The organism is Myxococcus sp. NMCA1 (assembly GCF_026810205.1).
GTDB lineage: Bacteria > Myxococcota > Myxococcia > Myxococcales > Myxococcaceae > Myxococcus > Myxococcus xanthus_A.
On the sequence record NZ_CP113950.1, the window covers coordinates 482,159 to 503,248 of the forward strand.

Here is a 21,090-nt window from a genome sequence, read left to right on the forward strand (position 1 = left end):
AAGCAGGGGGGGCGTTCTTCATGTCCTGGCGCCTGCACCGGCGCTACACGGCGCGGGAACTTCAATCCGCGGAGTTGCTCAATCTCGTCGTTCGCGCGTATTTCGAACCGACAGGGGCCATGTGCGGTACGGCATATGATGAGTCGTCCACCTGTCGGCACTGTGGCGCGGGCGCTCGGCAAGTCTCCGACCTCATCCTCGACACCCGGCGCATTCCGAAGGGCAAGGACATTGCCCAGACCCTCGCTGGAGAGGTGGTGGTGTCATCGCGACTCGCGTCGGTCTTCCAGATGCACGGGCTTCGAGGTGCGGAGTTCCGGCCGGTGCTTCATCAAGGGAGAGGCAAGCTCCTGCCTTCGGATTGGTTCCAGCTTGTCGTCACTTCGAAGCCCCTGACGCTGAATGCGAGGACGGTGGCGGGAAACAATCCGTTCGACTTCGACGAGCGCAACGTATTCCGCTGTCCCGCAGGACACACCGCTGGCCTCAACCAGATTTCGGAGCTGTACGTCGACCGAGCCAGCCACGATGGCGCTGATTTGTGGGTGACCGACAAGTTGTTCGGCGACCGGCGTGGAGAACTGAGGCCCGAGCCGCGCTTGCTCATCTCCCCGCGACTCCGCGACGCACTACAGGCGATACGTGCTCAGGGGTATGCGCTGGAGGCCGCCCACTTCGTGTGAAGGGGCGGCCCGCGGTGGTGTGTCTCGGCGTTACTTCACGTCGTCAGCGTCCTGGGGCACCAGCGGGATGGGCGCCTTCGCTGTCTGCTGCGCGGGCGTTGCCAGGATGGCCTCCTCCGGCTCGGCGGGCTGGAAGGAAGGCGCAGGCTTCATCGGCGTGCACTCGGCCGCGTTCCGGACGCCGGGTCGCTTCTTCCCCGAGGACGAGCGCGACTGATTCGCCTTCGCCATCGTCGCTGACGACAGCTCGCACATGGGCGGCGTGTCGTCCGTGGTGTCGATGATGGGCTTCATTACCTTCGGCGGTGGCGCGGTCTGCGTCCCCTGCGACGACGAGCTCTGTCGTTCCGTGGACGACACGTCACCCCGGAGCGCTGCGTCGCTGCGCTGCGTGGAGTCGGACTGCGTGTTCGCCATGCCCTCGCTGCTGGACGTGGAGGTGGCCGTCGCCACCGCGGAGGGCGCGGGCTTCTTCGCTGCTTCGCCCAGTGCCTCCGCGAGCAGGTTGTTGCTCTCGTGCATCTGGTTGCGCGCCCGCTCCATGCTGGCGTCGTGACGGGTGATTTGCTCCGTGAGGGTGGCTTGATGTTGGTTGCGCTCCTTCTCGATGCTCGCCTTCAGCGTGTCCCGCTCCTGCGCCACCTCGCTCAGCCGCTGCTCCAGTGCGCCCTTCTCCGTGTTCAGGATGGTCTCCGCCCGGGCCATGCAGGCCGCGAGGACCTTCTCCTCGGACTCCCGTTCCGGCAGGGGTTCGCTCCGGTTCCAAGCCACCAACGCACTGCTCTGCCAGCGGTAGTCCGTGTGCATCACGCACTCCTGCACCAGCCGCGTGAGCCGATCCTCGGACCAGACGGGCACGGGCCGAGCGCAGGGCCCCACTTCCTCCTTGAGCGTGGAGGGAAAGGCCCGGGTCTGCTTCACCCAGCAACCGTCCCGCTGCTCCATCCGCACCGAGGTACACGCGCTCGCCACCATCGCGAGCGACACCGCAACCACAAGCCTCATGTTCTCCCTCCGTCCCCTACGCCCATCGGCCCGTGCTTCTCCGCGGGACGGTAGGGACGGCGAGGACCCGCGCCCATGTCCGTGAACCCTGGAGCCGTGTGGGAATGTCCGGGGACAGACCTTCACCGGCAGGCAAGCGAGCGTGGAATGACCCAACTGGCGTGTGCTGGCCAACGCTCCTGTCCGTGCGGGCGAGGCACTGTCGCATCGCCCGCGCCTGCCCGCCTGCTCCGCGCCGCGAGGTCGCTCAGCGGAGCAGCGCTTCCGTGTGGCTCAGCAGCTCCGGCCCACCGGGCTGTCCGTGCCCCGGGACCACCACGCGTGCCTCCGGAAACCGCTGCCGTGCGCGCGACAGGCTCGTGGGCCAGGCCGCCACGTCCGCGTCCTCCACGTTGCCCAGGTTCGTCGCGGCGCCGTCCTTCACGAAGCAGCCGCCGAACAGCACGCCGCTGTCCTTGTGCCACACGACGATGTTGTCCTTCGCGTGGCCCGCGCCCGGGAAGAAGAGCTCCAGGGCGCCCACCGTGCGCGTCTCGGCGAAGGTCTCCGTGGGGCCTGGCCGGCCCATGCCAGACGCAATCCGCGCCGTCTCCTCCAAGCCATGGACGGGGATGCCATGCGGGACGAGCGCCGGAACACCGCCGAGGCGATCCTCATGGAAGTGCGTCACCACCGCCGTGCGGACCGGACGCCGAAGCGTGTCCCGGGCCCAGTCGAGCAGCAGCGCGCCCTGCCGTGCATCCCAGCCCGTGTCGACCAGCAAGGACGTTTCACCGTCCTCGATGATGAGCCCGTTGGTGGAGACGCGGCCGAATGGCTTCAACGTCACCACCGTGACGTGCAACCACACGCCAGGCGCGAGCTTCCGAACGCTCACGTCATCCGCCAGCACGTACTCGTCCGGACCCTGGGACTGCGCCTTCACGGGGATGTTCCGCTCCACCGTCGCAGCCGGCGTGGAGCGGGTACAGGCGGTGCTCAGGGTGATGAAAAGAGCACCGGCACAAAGCCAACGGGGGGGAAGAAGCGTCATCGTCAAAAGGCCTCGGCAGCGGCGATGCCGCGTCGGAGTGGAGGGATTCGAGCGGTACACCGAGGCGGGCCTGGGACCTGGCGCGGTGTGCCCCGGTTGTACCGAATCAGTGCGCCTCGGAGAGATGGGAGGTGGCGAGCCAGCTATTGCCGTCGAACCGGTAGATCCAAGTGGCATTCCCCTCACCCCAGTCGACCAGTCCCTGTCCCGGAGGCAGGGACGCGTCATTGGAGACGTAGCGCTGAAGGCAGCTCAACTTGCGCGGCAGCGCCTGGACTTCCCGCAGGTGCCCGCCCCGCGTGAAGAGCACCCGCACCGGGACGGACCGGTTGCACGAGTAGCCCTCGCCCGGAAAGGCATAGTCCTGCTCTCCGTCCTGGTCGAAGTCACCCGGTACGCACGGCCAACCGTTCTTTTGCAGGGCGTCCAGGTCCACGCCGATCTCTTGAAGGTGGGGCGCCGCGTCTCCGACGTTCCCTACGCACAGGCACCGGAAGTTCGTTTCCGGGTCGCATCCGCCCTCCACGAGCGCAATCGACACGCTCGGCGGCGTTGTGTCGTCGCGGAGGGGGGCTTCCGCACAGCCCACGGCCATTGCCAGCAGAGACGCCCCGATGCAGGTCCAACGCAGCCGAATCACGTTTCGATGCCTCCAGGGAGGAGGCCAATGCAAGCCTCGTGCACACCTTGGAATGGCCGGGCCGTGGCCCTCAGGCAACGGAAGCGCGGTCCTGGAGCCACGCGCTCAGCGCCGCTCCACCTCCCACCACCCGAACCACATGGTCCGCTGTTCCGTGAGCTGCACCCAGCCGGGTGCATGCGCGTACGTGCGTGGGAGCAGCCCTGCTTCCGTGATGGCCCGGGCGGTCTCCTCGAATGAGTACAGGTGCAGCGTCACCGCCGGCCCCGCCGTTTGAATCGGCTGCACGGGCGCCTCGTGCCCGTCCAACCCCGGCCGCCGCTCCAGCACGGTGAAAAGCAGCTTGCCGCCCGGCTCCAGCGCCTCCGTGAGGTGCTTCAGCACGCGCGGCAGGTCGTCGCAGAAGTCCAGACAGCCAATGGCGAGCGCGACGGTGAAGCGGCCCCAGTCGGGAGGAATCGGCTGGTGGTAGCTGTGGACATGCCACGCGCCACCCGGCCGCGCTGTCCGAGCCAGCGCGAGCATGTCCTCGGAGAGGTCGGTGCCAACCACGGCGATGGAGGCGTCCAGGCCCCGGGTGTGAAGCCCCGGTCCACACCCCACGTCGAGCACGCGGGCGCCGGGCACCACCACCGCCGCGAGGAAGCGCTCCACCCGCTCCTCGTACCGGTGCAGGGCGGGGAAGAGCGCCTCGTAGGCCGAGGCAATCTCCCCGTACACCTGCTTCACGCCCTCTTCCTGTGCATCCCGCGACACGGTTCCTCCGGCGCGTGCGCGCGCCCTGGCGGCGGACCTGCTTCGCTCAGGCACCGGCACGCCGCACCCGCCGAGGAAGGCCTCGGCGGGGAACCCTAGCATGCGGCATCTGCCTCAGTTCGCGACCTGCCGGAACACCGCGAGCGAGCGGCCGATGAGCTCGAACGTCTCACCTTTCACCGGCTCCGGTCCCCGGTTGTCGTCGGTGGTGCAGAGCTCCAGCTCCCATCGCTGGCCCTGCGAGGCGGGCGGCAGCTTGTACGTCACCGGCTCATGGTGCGAGTTGAGCAGTATCAGCAGCGCGTCACCGATGATGCGCTGCCCGCGCTCGTCCGGCGTGGGGATGGCGTCGCCGCCCAGGAGGAACGCCAGCGAGCGCACGAAGGGCTTCTCCCAGTCCTCCGCCTTCATCTCCGAGCCATCCGGCCGGAACCACGTCAGGTCCTTGTGCTCGGAGTCCCACAGGTGCTGGCCCTTGAAGAAGCGGCGGCGCTGGAGCACCGGCTGGCGGTGGCGGAAGTGGATGAGCTTGCGCGTGAACTCCAGCAGCTTCCGCCGCCGCTCATCCAGGTTCCAATCCACCCACGACAGCGCGTTGTCCTGGCAGTACGCGTTGTTGTTGCCACCCTGCGTGCGGCCCATCTCGTCACCCGCGACAATCATCGGGATGCCGGTGGAGAGGAAGAGCGAGGCCAGCAGGTTGCGCTTCTGCCGCTCGCGCAGTGCGATGACATCCGCGTTGTCCGTCTCACCCTCCACGCCGCAGTTCCACGACTGGTTGTCGTCCGCGCCGTCGCGGTTGTGCTCGCCGTTGGCCTCGTTGTGCTTGTGGCTGTACGTCACCAGGTCGTGCAGCGTGAAGCCGTCATGCGCGGTGACGAAGTTGATGCTCGCCTGGGGCCGCCGGTGCGCCTCCGCGTACAGGTCCGCGTTGCCCGTGAGCCGGTAGCCCATCTCACTGGCGAGGTTCTCATCGCCCTTCCAGTAGCGGCGCAGCGCGTCCCGGTACTTGCCGTTCCACTCGCGCCAGGGCGAAGGGAAGCCGCCCACCTGGTAGCCGCCGAGGCCCACGTCCCAGGGCTCGGCGATGAGCTTCACGCGGCCGAGCACCGGGTCCTGGTGGAGAATCTGGAACAGCGCCGCGTTGCGGTCGAACGCGCCTTCACCCGTGCGGCCCAGCACCGTGGCGAGGTCGAAGCGGAACCCGTCCACGTGCATCTCCGTCACCCAGTAGCGGAGGCTGTCGATGATGAGCCGCGCCGCCTGCGGGTTGGACGCGTTGACGCTGTTGCCGCACCCGGTGAAGTCCAGGTAGTGCCGCCCATCCGGCATCAGCCAGTAGTAGCTCGCGTTGTCGATGCCCTTGAGCGACAGCGTGGGCCCCAGGTGGTTGCCCTCGCAGGTGTGGTTGTAGACGACGTCGAGGATGACCTCGATGCCCGCGGCGTGCAGGTCCCTCACCATCGCCTTGAACTCGGCGACGGCGGCGCCGGGCGTCTTGCGGCTGGCGTAGTACTGCTCCGGCGCGAAGTAGCCCAGCGTGTTGTAGCCCCAGAAGTTGGACAGCTTCTTGTCGTCGAGGAACGAGTCGTCCGCGAAGGCATGCACCGGCAGCAGCTCCACCGACGTCACGCCCAGCTTCAGCAGATGCTCGATGACGGGCGGGCAGGCCAGGCCCGCGTAGGTGCCGCGAAGGTGTTCGGGCACGCCGGGGTGGCGCATGGTGAGGCCGCGCACGTGGGCCTCGTACAGCACTGTCTTGCGCCAGCTGATGTCCGGGCGCCGGTCATTGCCCCAGTCGAAGTAGTCGCTCACCACCACGGACTTGGGCACGCCCGCCGCGCTGTCGCGTTCGTCTCGTGCCAGGTCCTGCTGCTCGTGCCCCAGCGGATAGCCGAACACCGGCTGGCGCCAGTCCACGTCGCCGTAGAGCGCCTTGGCGTAGGGGTCCACCAGCAGCTTGTGCGGATTGCAGCGGTGTCCCTTGGCGGGCTCGTACGGGCCATGGACGCGCAGACCGTAGAGCGTGCCTGGCTCCAGGCCCGGCACGTAGCCGTGGTGCACGAAGTCCGTGGACTCCGGCAGGCCGAACCGTTCGATTTCACGCGCCGGGTCCGCGGGGTCGAACAGGCAGACCTCCACGCGGGTCGCGACCTGGGAGTAGATGGCGAAGTTGACCCCTGAACCATCGAAGGTGGCACCACGAGGCCAGGGCTTGCCCGGCCAGACTTCCCTACTCATTGCAGGCTCTCGATTCTGATGGAAAGGCCTGCCCAATGTGGGATGGCACCTCTGGGCTGGCAAGCGTCACGCGGCGACAGCGTGGTCCAGTGAGCGCCAGGTCCCCAGCGCCCAGTCCTGCTCGTCCGGGTCGTCGAAGCTCACCACGCACAGGGCGCGGCGCTTGCCCGAGGTACACAGGGCGGTCAGCCGGCACTCGCCCGGCTCCATGCGGAGTGAGGCCCGTCCGCTGACCCGCTTGCCGTGGTGCTCCAGGTCCATCGCGCGGCGCTCCATGATGGAGGGCATGAGGCTGTCGGCGCCGCCGTCCTCCAAGGGGACGAAGCGCACGCTGCGCCGGTGGTCCCGGGCCACCCATGTTCCATCCTGCAGGTGCGCCTCCGCGAGCGACCCCGGGATGCGAATCTCCCAACCCGCTGGCAGCGCCACCTGGACCTCGCCGCGCCGGTAGCCCATGGGCGGGCCGCCGGGTGCCTGCGAGGCGCGCTGGTGGACTTCCTCGGCCAGGGTGCCTCCCACGCCCAGGAAGCCGAGCACCTCCTGCCACTCCCGCCACGGGTAGGGCAGGGACGGGTCCTCGCGCCAGGCCTGCTCCAGCAGGCGGGCCACGTCGCGCATCAGGTGGCGCTCGTCGTCCAGCAGCGGTGGGCGCCAGACCACGTCCGTCCACAGGCGGCACCGCGCGCGATTGAGCCGCATGCGCGCGTCGATGCCCGGCGTCCACCAGGGGAACACGTCGATGCCCCTGCGCGGGTCCTCGTAGACGTCCACCAGCCAGCGCGCGTCGCGAGGCCCCAGCGGCGTCAGCAGCGCACCGGGATATTCGAAGGTGTGGCCGAAGCGCAGGGACATCGCGAAGCCGGACTCGCCCTGGCGGCGCATGCGCAGCACCCACCCCACGGCTTCCTGGAGCGACGCCAGCATGTGCACATCCACGGGCCCGGCGTCTCCAGTGTGGAAGTAGCCGGTGGGGTCGCCCCCCTTCGAGGACGCGCGTTCATCCGCCCAGACGATGCCGAGCGCGTCACCCATGGCCCTCAGCGTGTCGCAGAGGAAGCGGTGGTAGCCGGGGCCCACGGCGGACGTCTCCGCGGACACGGAGACGTGGGCGCCCGAGGTGGCCACCAGCGCGACCTCGCCCGCCGCCGGGTGCAGCCGCAGCCGGAGGGTGGGAGCGCCCAGGGGGCCAGTGCCCAGTGCGGCGCTTTCGAGCAGCTCGCCGTGGTGCTCGTGGAACCACGACGACATCCGCTGGAGCCAGGGGATGGGGCCCTCGGGAGGGGAGAACAGGTGTTCGCTTCCCCGTCGCCTGCCGGCCAATGCCAACTTCACGCTCATCGCATCCCACCCAGATTCTGAACCGCGCTTCAGGTTCCGTTCACTATTTCAGCGTGGCTCTCCTCGAAGGTGCCACCGACGGGCAGTGGCTGCCCGCTCGTCCTCAATGTGGTCACGCACGGCAGGCGTGGGTTCATCCATACGGCGGGCCGTGTGCGGGTCTCCAAGAGGAAGTCATAAGCATCCGTTCAGGCAGGCGGCCAGATGCCAGGTGCCCATTTCGGAGGGGGGCCCCAGGTTGGAGGAAAGGAGGCCGCCATGAGCAAGAAGGACGTGTTGCACATTCCACCTGAAGCCGTACCTACCGCGCCTGACCGGAATGCAGACACCGAGGACGAGGAGCGCTCGCCGCGCGGCAGTCCGCCCGCGCTGCAGCCGGAGGGTGGTCCCGCTGGCACGCCGGGGACAGGTGGCAGCCAACGCATCATCGAGCCGGTGAAGTCACCGCAGCCGTATCCAGGCTTCAGCGTGAGCTGAGTCCCACGTTGATGACACACAGGGCAATGCCCGCGGCACGGTCGCCGCGGGCATCGTCTTGTTGCCGTGAAGTGCGGGCCGGCTTAGCGCGTCGAGCCCGTCTCCGGGAGCGGCGTGGGCGGCGTCATCCGGTTGTCCGGATCCGTCATGCCGCTGCCGCCGGTGCCTGGCTTCAGCGTGGAGTCGTCATCAGCATCCATTTCATCGGTGTCCGTGTTGTCGAGCGGCTCCACGTCACCCGCGCCGCCGGTGCCCGGCTCGCTGCTCATGTCCGGGTCCACTTCCGTCCCGGTGCCGCCGGTGCCCGGGTTCAGCGTCGGGTCCGCGTTGGGGTCCACGCTGTTCGGGTCCACGGTCTCCGACTCGGGCGACAGGGCCGGGTCATCCATGCCCGTGCCGCCCGTGCCAGGTGGTGTCGTGGTGTCCGTACTGGTGTCCGTACTCGTGCCGGTGTTCGGGTCACTCATCGTGCCCATGCCGCTGGTGTCAGTGGTGTCCGTCGTTTCTCGGGTCGCGCCCGAGTCGGACTTACAGGCGGTGCCAAACGCGAGGGCGCCGGCGGCGAGAGAGGCAAGGACGGCCTTCGTCTTGAGGAGCTTCGTCATGGTTCGTTCTCCGGTTGGTTGGTGTCTGACTGCTGCTGGCCGGGAACGTGAGCAGCCGATGAGCGGTCTGCTAGAGGCCCCTCCCATGGCCGCTTGCTCTCCAGGCGGCGGCGGGAATGAGACGCGGGGACGGTTGGCTATGCGGGCACTGTCCTTCAGTCGGCGGTGTTGGGGCCCACCAGCCGCGGGCGGTCGTCTCCCCGGTTGCCTTGCGCGCGTCTGCGGAGCGAGTCACGCCAGCTCGGCGTCAGCAAGGGACACTCCGCCATCAGCGCGGCGTCCTTCGGCGCGTGGCCGTGCATGGCGTGGTTGGCGAAGGCGACGGTGAAGGTGGGAAAGGGCCGCTCGAGCAGTTCCACCGCGTCGCCTTCCTGGACGGGCCCTTCCTCCAGCACGCGGTAGTACCAGCCGGTGCGCCCGGTCTGCTGAATCAGCAGCGACAAGTCCCGTTGTCCCCAGCGGCGCGCGGGCTTCCAGCAGGGCTGGCGAGGTTGGGATACCTGCACCCGTGCGCCGCCCACGCGCAGCACGTCTCCGATGCAGACATCCGCTTCCGTGCCCTGGGAGAGCACCCAGTTCTCACCGAATGCGCCCGCGCCGACGTCGTCTCGCGCCAGACGTTCGCGCCAGAAGTCGTAGTGCGTGATGGGATAGGCGAGGACTGCCTTCTCCGGGCCGCCGTGGACCTTGCGGTCCGCCTGGCCATCTCCAGCGAGCCCCATGCGCGACAGCCACACCGGCTCTGTCACCGGCTCCTTGAAGATGGCGCTGGTCCAGGGCCGCTCCAGCGGCGAGGCGGAACCAGCAACGCCGAGCTCCCGGGGCATGCCCACTCGCAGCGACAACAAGCGCGTCACGAGGGTCTCCATGCCCGCGGGACAAAGCAGGCGCGGACGCGCCTGTCCAGCATGGCAACGCCCCATCAGCGGCACCGCGAGGCCCGCGGTGCCGGATGGGGCGCTGCTTCAGGGTGACGCGGCGAGGGCTAGAAGCCGGTGCCGCCGTCGTTGATGACGCCGGAGGGCGCGGGGACGGTGTTGGACGTCCCGGTGCCCGTCGGGGCGTCGAGCCCGGGCGTGGTGCCGATGCCCGGCGTGGGCAGCACCCCGGAGCCGCCCGTGCCCGCGTCCGCGTTGTAGGGCGTGGTGCCAGGAACGGTGGACGTGGCGCCCTCCGCGCCCGTGTTGTAGGGCGTGGTGCCCGGAGCGCCGGAGCCGCCCGTGCCCGGCGTCGTCGTGGACGTTCCCGGGGGCAGGGTGTTGGGGTTCGTCGCCGGGGGCAGGGTGTTGGGGTTCGTGTTCGTCGAGCCCGTCTGCGGCGTCGTGCCGGGGCCCGTGCCCGGCGTGGTGTTGCCCGGCGCGGTGCCCGGCGTCACCGTCTGCCCGGTGGACGGGTCCACCTGCGCCACCTGCACCGGAGCCTCCGTCGCGCTACACGCGGTCCCCAACGCCAGGGTACCCGCCAGTGCTCCGGCCCACATCCAACCCCGCTTCATCTGCTTCGCCATGTTGCTCCCTCCGTCGTGGGTGTGTGTGTCAGTTTGCGTGCGTGGGCTCGCCGCGCCCCGAGTGGCGCGGTGGCTCCGGTTTCTGCGATTCCTTTCGGGCGGAATGGCGCTTCAGCCTGCGCTCCGACAGCACCAGCAGCAGGGCCGGGAAGGCCACCAGCATGATGAGGAGGTTGGTGGCGAAGCCCAGATTGGCAAGTGCGCCAATGGAGTTGAGGCCCGGGTGGTCAGCGAGGAAGAGAGCACCGAAGCCCATCGCGCTGGTCAGCAAGCCGCCGCAGATGGCCTTCCCCGTCTCCGAATACACCGACACGAAGTCATGGCCCGGTGATGACAATCGCGTCAGCAGGTGCACCCCCGCGTCCACCGTCGTTCCGATGAGAATCGGGATGACGAGGATGTTGAGGTAGTTGAACTCCAGCCCCAGCAGCGGCATCAGCCCCAGCAGCGCCACCAGTGACACCACGGTGGGCGCCATGCACAGCAGGGCGATGCGCAGGCCGCCCAGCGTCAGCCACATGGCCAGCAATACCGCCAGCGTGGTGCCGCCGAGGATGAGCGGTGCCTCGTGCGTCACCATGTCGAGGATGTCCGCCATCACCATGGACTCGCCGGCCGCGGAGACGCGCGGGCCGTCCGGTGTCCCCACGCCGCGAACCTCCCGCGCCAGCGTGCGGACCGCCACCCCGTCCGACTGGTCCACGGACGGGTAGACCATGACGAAGCCCCCCGACGCGCCCTGCCGGCCCAGGAACTGTTGCTGGACGCTCGGCGGCAGGTCGTCACGGGTGAAGGGCGGTGAGGCTGCCTGCCTTCGCAGCGACGCCACCTGCTCCCGTTGCCGTGCATCCAGCCGGCCCTCCGGGACGCGCTCCAGCAGCCGCGAGATGTCCTGGAGGACGCGCTGCTTGCGCGGCTGGTCCTCGGGCACCAGCGAGGACAGCGAGGCCACGAAGTCGATGGTGGAGTCCTTGCCCCGCTCGCGTTGTCGCGCGTGGAGCCGCTCCACCATCGCCTGTTCCTCCTCGGGTGATTGGGTGAGCACCACCACCGGTGTCTGCGAATAGCCGATGAGGCGGTTGACCTCGCGGTCCAGTTGGAAGGACGGCAGGTCCTGGTCCTCCAGCGAGCCGAAGTCGAAGTCGAAGCGCACGCGCCCCGTCTGGCTCAGCAGCCCCAGCAGCAGCACGGCGGACACGACGGTGACGACGTGGCGCCGCCGCAGCAGCAGCTGGCCCATGGGGGAGCGTACGGTGGTGACGGAGGAGCGCCGGGGTGTCCACCCCCAGCGCGAGGCCAGGCCCAGCAGCGCGGGCAGCACCAGCACGTAGGCGGCGATGAGCACCACCATGCCCACGCCCGCGATGACGCCGAACTCACGGAACGCGCGGAAGCGCGAGGTGCCCAGCACGAAGAACGTGACGGCCGCCACCAGCGCGGAGACGAGCGCCGCGCCGCCGGTGTGCGTGAAGGACGTGCGCGTGGAGGCCTCGGACGTGTGGCCTTCGCCGCGCAGGTGCAGGTAGCGCCCCAGCAGGTGGATGCCGTGCTCCAGGCCCAGGCCTCCGAGGATGGCGCCCAGGAAGCCCGTCAGGAGATTGACCTCGCCGAAGACGAGCGCCACCAGGCCGTACGTCCACGCCAGGCCCGCGGCCACCGGCGTCAGCACCAGCCCCACCGCCAGCGCGCTGCGGAAGTGGAAGAGGAGGTAGAGCAGCATCAGCGCGGTGGCCACCGCCGAGGCCACGCCGATGTCGCGCGCAATCTGCTTCTGCTGATCCAACTTCTTCTGGAAGGTGCCGGTGATGTCTACCTTGAAGCCGGCCCCGTACTTCGACAGGTCCTGCGCGGCGAGCAGCCCGCGCACCTCATCGGTGACCTTGCGCGAGAAGCCCAGGTCCGCGGACGTGGTGTCCGGCTTGGCCAGGAGCACGATGCGGCGCTGGCCCTCATCCAGGTAGTAGTCACCCTGGCTGGTGGACAGCCGCTGTCCGGCCCCGCCCGCGTACTTCGCCTCCAGGTCGGAGAAGTCCAGGGACGGCGGCTCCTCCTCCACCAGCGGCACGTAGAGCGGGTTGGCCTGCTGCTGTTCCCACTGGAGCCGCGCCTCCAAGCGGCGGTACACCTCCCGCAGGTCCTCTTCCGACAGGAAGTACAGTGCCCGGTCGCGGAAGAAGGCGCCGGGGCGCTGCGCCTCGACGAAGCGGATGCCGGGCAGGGCCTCCAGCTTGGGCGCCAGGTCGTCCGCGAAACGCTTCAGGGACTCGGGGTCCGCGCCCTCGCCCACCACCGCCACCCAGCCGAGCGCGCCGAAGCGGCGCTCCAACTCCCGCAGGTCCTGCACGCTCTCGAAGGAGGACGGGAGCAGGTCCACGAGGTTGGCGTTGAGGTGCAGTCCTCGCGCGAAGAAGCCACCCACGGCGGCCAGCACCAGCGCCAGCAGCAGCGCCAACACCGGACGCCGGTGGTTGTGCGCGGCCATCGCGCCCAGCGCGCGCTCCACGCGCCCCATCCACCGCGGCTCGCCCGGAGGTGTCGTGTCGTTCGGATGCGGTTCCATCATCGGCCTGCGGCCACCACCCGCGGCCCCGGCCCTCCCGGTCGCGCGGAGGGCGGAGCGGCTTCCCCTCCCTCGTGTGCTCGCACGCGCGAGCCCGTGTCGCCGGGGAACGTGACCATGGTGGGGGTGCGATGCAGGCATCCACGTCTGCCTGTCTGCCCACTAGGTAGGGACAGCCAACAGCGCATATGGGGTCCATTCAACCCGTCACATCCTCCAGGGCGGCGGTGTGTCGGGTGTCACAAGCAGGCGAGCATTCGCTCCAGGGGCGCGTTACATGAGGCAGGTGATTCGCAGCCTTACTTTCCGCCTCACGGCATAAACGCGTTGACTCTCCCGTTAGCGCGTGCCCAAGGTGTCCGGCGATTCGGCCAGTCAACAGATGCAGGTGTCGCAAGCATGAGTGAGAAGCGTTGGTCGGAGCGGTTCGAGGGAGCCATGGGCCGCCTGGCGGTTCGGAACCACCGGAAGCCCTTCCAGGCGCTGCTCCTGGCTCTGGTGCTCACCGTGCTCGGCGCGTACTTCGCCAGGACGCTGACGCTCAACGCGGACTTCGTGGGACTGCTGCCGAAGAACTTCCCCAGCGTCCAGGACATCGAGAAGCTGCGCAAGCGCTTCGGTGGTCAGGGCAACGTGGTGGTGGTGGGGATGGGCGCGGATCCAGAGGTGCTCAAGCGCTTCGCGGACGACATGGCGCCGAAGCTCGGGGAGCTGTCTGAGATTCGCTACGTCTCCCACCAGCGGCCCCGGGCCTTCTTCGACGAGCACTCGCTCTACTACGTGGACGTCGAGGACCTGGAGACCATCCAGGAGCGCATCGACGCGCGCATCCTCTGGGAGAAGCAGCAGGCCAATCCGCTCTTCGTCTCGCTGGTGGAGGAGGACCCTCCGTCAGTGGACTTCGCTGACATCGAGCAGAAGTACACCGGCCGCGCCAACCAGCGCCTCTCCGGGCAGGGCGACCTCTATTACATCAACCCCACCGAGCGCATGGTGGTGCTGATGGCGAAGCCCCGGGGCAGCGCCGCGGACCTGAACTACTCGAAGAAGGTCGTGGGCCAGGTGGAGGACTTCCTGGCGCAGCAGGACCTGTCGAAGTACGGGCCCGGCTTCAAGACGGCGGTCACGGGCACCTTCAAGAAGAAGATTGATCAGCAGCGCGTCATCATTGGCGACCTGGCGAGCGCGTCCACGCTGGCCATGGTGTTGCTGCTGGCGTACCTGGCCTTCCACTTCCGCAGCGCGCTGTCGGTGGGCCTCACGATGGCGCCGGTGATGGCGGGCCTGGGGTGGACGTACGGCTTCGTGGGGCTCGCCTACGGGCAGGTGAACCTCCTGACGGGCTTCCTCGCGGCGGTGCTGGGAGGCCTGGGCGTGGAGCACGGCATCCACCTGCTGGGGCGCTACACGACGCTGCGCTCGGAGGGGATGAACTCCGAGGAAGCGGTGGATGAGTCCTTCCGGCACACCGGCTTCTCCGCGCTCATCGCGGCGCTGGTGGCGGCGCTCACCTTCCTCAGCCTGGCCATGTCGGAGTTCAGGGCGTTCCGCGAGTTCGGCATCATCGCCGCGGTGGGCATGCTGGTGAGCATCTTCTCCTACGTGCTGCTGCTGCCCGCGCTGCTGGGGCTGGCCACGCGCTTCGGTTGGGCGCCGCGGGTGCAGCAAGAGGGTGCGGCCGGGCCGCTGAGCCTGCTGGCTCGCTGGCTGCCGCGCTCCTACCGGGGCGTGGGCATCGTGGTGGGCGTGGGCGTGCTGGCGCTGGTGTCGCAGGCGTACCGCATCTCGTTCAACTACGACTCGCGCACGCTGGAGGACTACAAGCAGGCGTCGGCGGTGCTGGACCAGAAGGTGAACGACATCCTGGGCTACTCGCAGACGCCGGTGGTGGTGCTCACCGATTCGCAGGAGATGGAGCGCGAGGTGGTGCGCCAGCTGGAGGCGCGCAAGGCGGCGCGGGGCAAGGACTCCACCATCGACTTCGTGGGCGCGCTGGATGACCTGGTCCCCAAGCGGCAGGACGAGAAGCAGGCCATCCTCCAGGCCATCTCCGCGAAGCTGGAGAAGCTGGACCCGGAGCGGCTGCCCGAGGACACGCGCAACACGCTGGTGCGCGCGCTGAACATGGCGAAGGCGAAGCCCTTCACCCAGGAGGCCCTGCCCACCAGCGTGCGGCACCAGTTCGAGAGCCTGGATGGCAGCACGGGCGGCGTGGTGCTGGTGTACGCAGGTGGCGTCAGTTTGTCGGACGGTGAGGGCACGCGGAAGTTCTCCAAGGAAGTGCGCGGCCTGCAGATGCCGGACGGCAGTCAGGTGTCGGCGGCGGGTGAGGCGCTCATCCTGGCGGACATCCTGGACATGGTGTCGCGTGAAGGGCCGCGCATCCTCGCGGCGGCGGTGCTGAGCGTGCTGGTGGCCATGTGGCTGACGCTGGGCAAGCTGCGTACCGCGCTCATCTGCATGTTGCCCACGCTGCTGTCCGTCGTCGGCCTGGTGGGGCTGATGTCGCTGCTGGGGCTGCAGTTCAACTACCTCAACATCATGGTGCTGCCGGTGCTGGTGGGCACCACGGTGGACGCGGGCGTGCACCTGGTGCAGCGGCTGGGCGAGCGCGGCGCGGACTTCGTCTCCGTGTATGCGGAGACGGGCCGGGCGATTACGGGCGGCCTGCTGACGAGCGCCATTGGCTTCGTCGCGCTCATCCTGGCGAAGCACCCGGGCCTCAACTCCATTGGTGACCTGGCCAACCTGGGCTTCGGCATCAACATGGTCATCGTGCTGCTGGGCTTCCCGTCGCTGCTGCTGATGGTGGAGCGCTGGCGCCGCAAGCACAGCACGTCGCCGGAAGAGCAGACTGAGCAGCCCGCGCCGGAGGCGTGAGGTCCGCTGGCCGCTGGCTGCTTCGCTCGATATGAGTGCCCTCTTGAGGGCACCGCGTCCGTGAGGGCGTGGTGCCTCTGGGAACTCCGTCGAGGTGGACCATGACGCGGATGTGGATGCGGAGCAGTGGGCAGCGGTGGCTGATGCTGGCGACCGTCGGAGCGGCGGCCCTGGCCGGCTGCCGTCACGGTTCGGAGCGCGACGAGAAGAAGGGCGAGACGCGCTGCGCCGAGTCCCGGAACCTCACATGTGTCACCGGCGTGAACTGCACCATGGACCGCGAGCGCGGCTGTGAGGTGTGCCGGTGCTCCACGGCGAGCGGGCTGGAGCCCACCGATAATCGCAGGCCCGCGGCCATGGAGCCGGAGCGGCGCTGGTAGTCGCCGCGCGCTTCAGCACCCGATGACGGGATAGTCCGCGGGGCGCAGGAGGAGGCGCCACGCGTTCCCCTCGCGGAAGAGCAGCCCGGTGACGGCCTGCCCCTTGAGTCCCACGTGGACCAGGTACTGCGTGTCGCCGCCGACTCGCAGTGAGGCGACGAGGTCTGTGCTGGCCTCGCCGTAGTCCGCGAAGCTGACGACGAGTGGCCGCCGGTCGGCGTAGAGCAGGGATGCGCCAGGGGAGTCGCCCGGCGCGATGTGCGGCGCGCCCGGGAAGCACTCCAGCCGGGTGAAGGGGCCCTGTCGTTCCTGCGTGCACGAGTCCAGCGGGACGCGTGTGTCGTCGCTCTGGCCATCGCGACTGGACTCCAGCATCACATGCCCTTCGGGCGAGGTCTTCCACCGGTAACCAGGGACGGGGAATCCCTCGGGCGTGAAGGGGTCGGCGCCTTCGTCCACGGGACGCTCGAATGCGTCCGAGGTCCACTGCCCCGGGACAGGACGCTCCCGCGCCGTCTTGGGCGCGGGCATGCTCACCGTGCCGGTGACGGTGCCCGCAAGAGCCACGATGTACTCACCGATGTCCGGCGTCCCCTTCGCCTGTGTGTAGACGCCCACGGTGTGGCAGACGGGTGGCAGGTCCACGTTCTCTTCCCCCGTGCACACGGTCTCCGTCCGCTGGAAGCGCGCCACCGCCAGGCCCTGCGTGCCGACGAGCGTCATGACCTGGAGCCGTGAGGCCACGTCCTCCGGCGCCTGTTCGCCCAGGACGACGCGGGTGGTGCGGCCGGAGACCGCTTCAATCTGATACGGCGCGGTCCACCGCTCCTCGGCGGCGGCCCCGAACGAGGCCAGCGTGACTCCCAGCACCATGGCGTAGCGCATGACGTCCTCCTGATGAGGGCTGGGATAGCAACGCGTGTACCAGCGCCTGGAGGCTCGGACTGCGGCCCGCCAGCCACACCCAGGTGTCGGGCCGCCCACTGTGGCGCCCTTCGAGGGCGTGCCGCCGCGAACGCGCGGATCCGCCGATTCGGCGCGAAGCCGCGCCCTCCCGGCTGTGAGAGTCGCCGGTTAGCACTTCTCCATGACGAAGCGGGCGACGTGGACGCGCCGAGAGGCCCTGGCGCTGGCCGGGCTGGGACTGGCCGGTGCCGCGCTGCCCCTGGGCTGCAGACACGCGATGGACGCGACGAGGACGGACGACATGGAGCGCGAGGACGTGAAGGACGTGGTGGTGGTGGGCGGCGGCCCGGGTGGCTTGAGCGCGGCGCTGGCGCTGGGGCGTGGCCGCAAGAAGGTCCTGGTGTGCGATGCGGGTACTCCCCGGAACGCGGCCGCCGAGGAGGTGCATACCTATCTCACGCGGGATGGCATCCCGCCCCGGGAGTTCCGGCGTGTCGCCTGGGAGCAGATGCGCCCCTACGACGTGCAACTGCGCGAGGCGCGGGTGCTGAACGTCGAGCGCGCGGGGACGATGTTCCGCGTGGCGCTCGAAGGGGGCGGCGTGGTGGAGGCCCGCCGGGTGCTGCTGGCCACGGGGATGGTGGACGTGATGCGCGAGCTGCCCGGTTACAGCGACTTGTGGGGCAAGGCCATCTTCCAGTGCCCGTACTGCCACGGTTGGGAAATCCAGGACCGGGCCTGGGGCGTGTTGGCCACGAACGAGGTGTCGCTCGACTTCGCCGTGATGTTGACGGGGTGGACCCGCGACCTGGTGGTGTTCGCCATGGACGGTTTCGAGGTGCCCGCCGACAAGCGTGCGCTGCTGGAGAAGGCGGGGGTTCGGCTCGAGACGCGGCGTATTCGCGGCCTCATCGCGGCCGGGGAGAAGCTGGATGCGGTGGAGCTGGAGGACGGCACCCGGGTGCCCCGGGAGATTCTCTTCGACCGTCCACCCCAGCGGCAGTCGTCGCTCGTGCAGCGGCTGGGGCTCGAGCTGAACGAGGAGGGCTTCGTGAAGCTGAAGGGCCCGGGCGAGACGTCGGTGCCGGGCATCTACGCGGCGGGGGACCTCGGCACCCGGGCGCAGGCGGCCATCGCGGCCGCGTCCGCGGGGATGATGGCGGCGGGCATGTTGAACCATGACCTGAACCTGGAACGGGCGGGCGCCGCGCATGGACCTGGTCAGGGTTGAGCCCGGCGGCTTCGCTCGCTACGAAGGGGCGATGCCGACCGAGCCACAACAGCCGTCCTGGGGGCCCGATTCGTCGTCGCGCCTGGACTTCGAAAAAGGGCGGCTGCCGATATGGGCGGGGCGCCTTCAGGTCCACCCCCGAGGCGGCCGCGCCACCGCCGTGCACGCCTACGCCGTGGTGATGCTGGTGACGCGAGGCGAGTCGAAGATGCGGCACGCGGGGGACCTGGTGGTCCGGGCGGGAGACGTCCACCTGATTCCGCCCGGGGATGCGCACGGGGCCGGCGCTTCGAACGCGGAAGGGTGGGGCGTGGCCTTCCATCCGGATGCCTTGGGCGAGGACGGTGGGGCCGCGAACCGCCTGGGGCCGTTGCTGCGGGTGCGCAAGGGCTGTCACCCCGTGCTGCGGCCCACGCTGCCGCAGCGCCGGAGGCTGGCGCGGTGGATGCGCCTGCTGTCGGAGGAGGTGGCCCGGAACGAGCCGGGGGGCGAGGAAGCCGCGCGCTCGCTGCTGCGGCTGGTCCTCATCGAGCTGGAGCGAATGACGGCCCAGATGGGCGCGAGCGAGCCGCCCTCCCTGGGCTTGAGCCGCAAGGCGCTCACGTACATTGAGACGCACTGTCTGGAGCCGCTGTCGCTCGCGCAGGTGGCGAAGGCGCTGGGGCGCTCCTCCGCGTATGTGGCGGGCGTGGTGCGGCAGGAGACGGGCCGCACGGTGGGCGAGTGGATTCTGGAGTGCCGGATGGCGGAGGCACGCCGGCGACTGCGGGGCACGGACGAGCGCGTGGACATCATCGCGGAGCGCGTGGGCTACGCGGACGTGACGCACTTCATCCGCCAGTTCCGCCGCATCCACGGGGTGACTCCGGCCGCGTGGCGGCGCAAGGCGACGGCCGGGGCTCCATGAGCCGTCCCCTCCGAAAGTCACGGAGGGGGATGCCGAGACGTGCGGGGGTGAAGTAAGGGTTCTCCCTGGGCCCGGAGCCGAGGGAGAGCCATGAAGAAGGCGCTGGTCATCGTCGTTGGCGCAGCCGTGCTGCTGCTCGTGTTCATGTTCGTCGCCGGTGAGCAGTCGCCGGGGCAGCCGGAAGCCAGCGGTGGTGGACGCCAGTTGGACCTGTCGGGCTTCGACCCGGCCCGAGTCTCCGGGTTGGTGCTCTCGGGCGTCCGCCGCGCCACGCTGCAGCGGGGCAGCAGTGGGTGGACGGTCGCGGACCCGGGTTCGCCGGAGAGCCGCTACCTGGCGGACGAGGCGATGGTGAAGGGCGCGTTGGAGTCCCTGACCCGGGTGGCCGGGGCGAAGTTCGTCACTGGCGAGGCCGACCGGCTGAACGAGTTCTGGCTGGATGACGCACGCGGGCTGAAGGTCCGCATCCTCCAGGAGGGCCGCCCTCCGCTGGAGCTGGTGCTCGGGAAGGACGGGGCGTCGAACGGTGGAACCTACGTGCGCAAGGCGGCCAACGCGGACGTCTTCGAGCACCCCACGTTGTTGGGCTGGTTGTGGCGCCGGCGCGTCATGGACTGGCGTGACGCGCGGCTGGTGCGGGGGGCGCCCGGGGACATCACGCAGTTGGTGTTTCGTGTCGGGGACGAAGCGCCGGTGACGGTGACGTCGAATGGCGCGGCTGGCGGTTGGCGGCTCGCGGAGGGGACGCAGGTGCCGGAGGGCTTCCGGTTCAGCGCGCACGTGGTCGAACAGGTCGTGCGGGACTTGTTGGAGGTCGAGGCGCAGGACGTGCTCGCGGGCGAGGCCGCCACGGAGGCGAAGGCCGCGCTCACCCAGGCGCATGACACGGTGGAGGCGCGCCTCAAGAACGGGAAGACGGTGCTGTTGCGGCTGAGCCGTGCGTCGGAGTCCAAGGACACCGTCTTCGTCCAGTTGGAGGGAGATGCGCGGGTGTACGAGGTGTCCGCGGTTGCGGCATCGCAGGTGCGCAAGCGGCTGGTGGACTTCCGCGATCTGCTCCTGCTGCGCTTCGCGTTGGAGCAGGTGAACCAGGTGCGCATCCAGGCCGGTGACACGACGGTGGTGGTGGCGAAGGAAGCGCAGGGTTGGGTGCTGCGTGAGCCGCAGTCGCCGCCGGAGTCCTACCGGTTCGACGCGTCACAGGTGGAGGCGCATCTCATCTGGCTCCAGCGGCTCGAGGCCTCGCGCCTTCTCGACGCAGCGGTGGAGGACGCGCAGGCGGGCCTGTCTCCGCCCGTGGCCTCCGTGGAGGTGCGCGAGGAGGGCGGCGCCGTGCAGACGCTGTGGCTCGGGAATGCAGTGCCGGACGCACCGGAGGGCTACCAGGAGGTGTACGCCCGAGGCTCGCGCGACGGCTTCACGTATGCCGTGGAGGACAGGGCTCGCGCCTGGTTGTCGCGTGGCATCGCGCTCTTCAGCGGGCCGTAGCGTCCGCACGAGTTGCTACAGCTCGCTCAGAATCCGTCCGTGCCCATCGATGGCATAGGTCGCGCCCGCATCCATGATGGGGGCATCGAGCTCGATGCCGCATCGGGAGAGCCTGGGAAGGAAGTTGACGAAGTAGAGCTGGTCGTCCTGCTTCAATACCGTCACGTCGTAGGTGCTTCGCTGTGACAGGCACCGTGCCAGTTCCTCGGTGCGGGCCTCAGCCTTGGCGTCCGGGGGAAGGAAGTCGTTCATCGCGACTTCAAGTGCCGCCATCGCAGGCCCATCCAGATGGATTCCCTGCTCCATGGAATCAGGGAACGTCACTTTCGCTGCCTCCTCCGCAGGGGCTCGCTCGGCCTTGGGGAGCTTGTAGTAGCCAAACCGGGCGCAGCCGTGCAGCAGGCTAGAACAGGCAAGGAGCGCGACCAGCGGAAGCATTTTCATGACGAGGTT

At 69.2% G+C, this 21,090-nt stretch carries 19 protein-coding genes; 7 read left to right on the plus strand and 12 right to left on the minus strand.

Features of this window, described 5'->3' with window-relative positions; all coding sequences use genetic code 11:
• Nucleotides 1-20 precede the first annotated feature (20 nt).
• Nucleotides 21-683, plus strand: a complete 663-nt coding sequence (locus tag OZ403_RS02120) for a hypothetical protein (RefSeq protein WP_268783344.1) — start codon at nt 21-23, stop codon at nt 681-683.
• 30 nt (nt 684-713) lie between these two features.
• Here the strand turns inward: OZ403_RS02120 and OZ403_RS02125 are convergent, their stop codons facing one another.
• The 6 genes from OZ403_RS02125 to OZ403_RS02150 all read right to left on the minus strand — a co-directional run bounded on the left by OZ403_RS02125 (nt 714) and on the right by OZ403_RS02150 (nt 7,696).
• Nucleotides 714-1,688 carry a hypothetical protein gene (locus OZ403_RS02125; RefSeq protein ID WP_268783345.1) on the minus strand — a complete coding sequence of 325 codons (975 nt, stop codon included), beginning with the start codon at nt 1,686-1,688 and terminating at the stop codon, nt 714-716.
• A 247-nt stretch (nt 1,689-1,935) separates the two neighbouring features.
• The gene (blaMYX, locus tag OZ403_RS02130) at nt 1,936-2,721 is read right to left on the minus strand and encodes an MYX family subclass B1 metallo-beta-lactamase (RefSeq protein ID WP_268783346.1); all 786 of its coding nucleotides are present in this window, start codon (nt 2,719-2,721) and stop codon (nt 1,936-1,938) included.
• A 106-nt stretch (nt 2,722-2,827) separates the two neighbouring features.
• Nucleotides 2,828-3,157 (minus strand): hypothetical protein, encoded by a 330-nt coding sequence (locus OZ403_RS02135; RefSeq protein ID WP_268783347.1) that lies wholly within the window; start codon nt 3,155-3,157, stop codon nt 2,828-2,830.
• Between the two features lie 309 nt (nt 3,158-3,466).
• Entirely contained in the window at nt 3,467-4,219 is a 753-nt protein-coding gene (locus tag OZ403_RS02140; protein WP_268783348.1) for a class I SAM-dependent DNA methyltransferase, read from the minus strand.
• A 12-nt stretch (nt 4,220-4,231) separates the two neighbouring features.
• Nucleotides 4,232-6,358 (minus strand): glycogen debranching protein GlgX, encoded by a 2,127-nt coding sequence (gene glgX, locus OZ403_RS02145; RefSeq protein WP_268783349.1) that lies wholly within the window; start codon nt 6,356-6,358, stop codon nt 4,232-4,234.
• A 66-nt stretch (nt 6,359-6,424) separates the two neighbouring features.
• On the minus strand, nt 6,425-7,696 hold the full coding sequence (locus tag OZ403_RS02150) for a hypothetical protein (RefSeq protein ID WP_268783350.1): 1,272 nt from the start codon (nt 7,694-7,696) through the stop codon (nt 6,425-6,427).
• Nucleotides 7,697-7,954: 258 nt separating this feature from the next.
• Between OZ403_RS02150 and OZ403_RS02155 the strand changes: the two genes are divergently transcribed.
• Nucleotides 7,955-8,173, plus strand: a complete 219-nt coding sequence (locus OZ403_RS02155; protein WP_237080951.1) for a hypothetical protein — start codon at nt 7,955-7,957, stop codon at nt 8,171-8,173.
• 83 nt (nt 8,174-8,256) lie between these two features.
• On the opposite strand, the gene OZ403_RS02160 is transcribed toward OZ403_RS02155, so the two are convergent.
• The 4 genes from OZ403_RS02160 to OZ403_RS02175 all read right to left on the minus strand — a co-directional run bounded on the left by OZ403_RS02160 (nt 8,257) and on the right by OZ403_RS02175 (nt 12,845).
• Entirely contained in the window at nt 8,257-8,778 is a 522-nt protein-coding gene (locus tag OZ403_RS02160; RefSeq protein WP_268783351.1) for a hypothetical protein, read from the minus strand.
• Nucleotides 8,779-8,933: 155 nt separating this feature from the next.
• On the minus strand, nt 8,934-9,635 hold the full coding sequence (locus OZ403_RS02165) for an MOSC domain-containing protein (RefSeq protein ID WP_268783352.1): 702 nt from the start codon (nt 9,633-9,635) through the stop codon (nt 8,934-8,936).
• 128 nt (nt 9,636-9,763) lie between these two features.
• The gene (locus OZ403_RS02170; protein WP_140786852.1) at nt 9,764-10,285 is read right to left on the minus strand and encodes an Erp protein; all 522 of its coding nucleotides are present in this window, start codon (nt 10,283-10,285) and stop codon (nt 9,764-9,766) included.
• Between the two features lie 28 nt (nt 10,286-10,313).
• Nucleotides 10,314-12,845 (minus strand): efflux RND transporter permease subunit, encoded by a 2,532-nt coding sequence (locus OZ403_RS02175; protein ID WP_268784845.1) that lies wholly within the window; start codon nt 12,843-12,845, stop codon nt 10,314-10,316.
• A gap of 399 nt (nt 12,846-13,244) precedes the next feature.
• On the opposite strand from OZ403_RS02175, the gene OZ403_RS02180 reads away from it, so the two are divergent.
• Nucleotides 13,245-15,725, plus strand: a complete 2,481-nt coding sequence (locus OZ403_RS02180) for an efflux RND transporter permease subunit (RefSeq protein ID WP_140786853.1) — start codon at nt 13,245-13,247, stop codon at nt 15,723-15,725.
• A gap of 101 nt (nt 15,726-15,826) precedes the next feature.
• Entirely contained in the window at nt 15,827-16,105 is a 279-nt protein-coding gene (locus OZ403_RS02185; protein WP_140786854.1) for a hypothetical protein, read from the plus strand.
• 12 nt (nt 16,106-16,117) lie between these two features.
• Here OZ403_RS02185 and OZ403_RS02190 read toward each other — a convergent pair whose 3' ends face one another.
• Nucleotides 16,118-16,990, minus strand: a complete 873-nt coding sequence (locus OZ403_RS02190) for a hypothetical protein (RefSeq protein WP_140852896.1) — start codon at nt 16,988-16,990, stop codon at nt 16,118-16,120.
• 202 nt (nt 16,991-17,192) lie between these two features.
• On the opposite strand from OZ403_RS02190, the gene OZ403_RS02195 reads away from it, so the two are divergent.
• From OZ403_RS02195 to OZ403_RS02205, 3 genes are all read left to right on the plus strand, one after another.
• Entirely contained in the window at nt 17,193-18,242 is a 1,050-nt protein-coding gene (locus OZ403_RS02195) for an NAD(P)/FAD-dependent oxidoreductase (protein WP_268783353.1), read from the plus strand.
• The gene (locus tag OZ403_RS02200) at nt 18,223-19,149 is read left to right on the plus strand and encodes a helix-turn-helix domain-containing protein (RefSeq protein ID WP_268783354.1); all 927 of its coding nucleotides are present in this window, start codon (nt 18,223-18,225) and stop codon (nt 19,147-19,149) included. Before OZ403_RS02195 ends, OZ403_RS02200 begins: the two co-directional genes overlap by 20 nt.
• A gap of 90 nt (nt 19,150-19,239) precedes the next feature.
• The gene (locus tag OZ403_RS02205; RefSeq protein ID WP_268783355.1) at nt 19,240-20,637 is read left to right on the plus strand and encodes a DUF4340 domain-containing protein; all 1,398 of its coding nucleotides are present in this window, start codon (nt 19,240-19,242) and stop codon (nt 20,635-20,637) included.
• A 15-nt stretch (nt 20,638-20,652) separates the two neighbouring features.
• Here OZ403_RS02205 and OZ403_RS02210 read toward each other — a convergent pair whose 3' ends face one another.
• Complete coding sequence (locus OZ403_RS02210) at nt 20,653-21,081, minus strand: hypothetical protein (protein WP_268783356.1); 429 nt, start codon at nt 21,079-21,081, stop codon at nt 20,653-20,655.
• Nucleotides 21,082-21,090 lie beyond the last annotated feature (9 nt).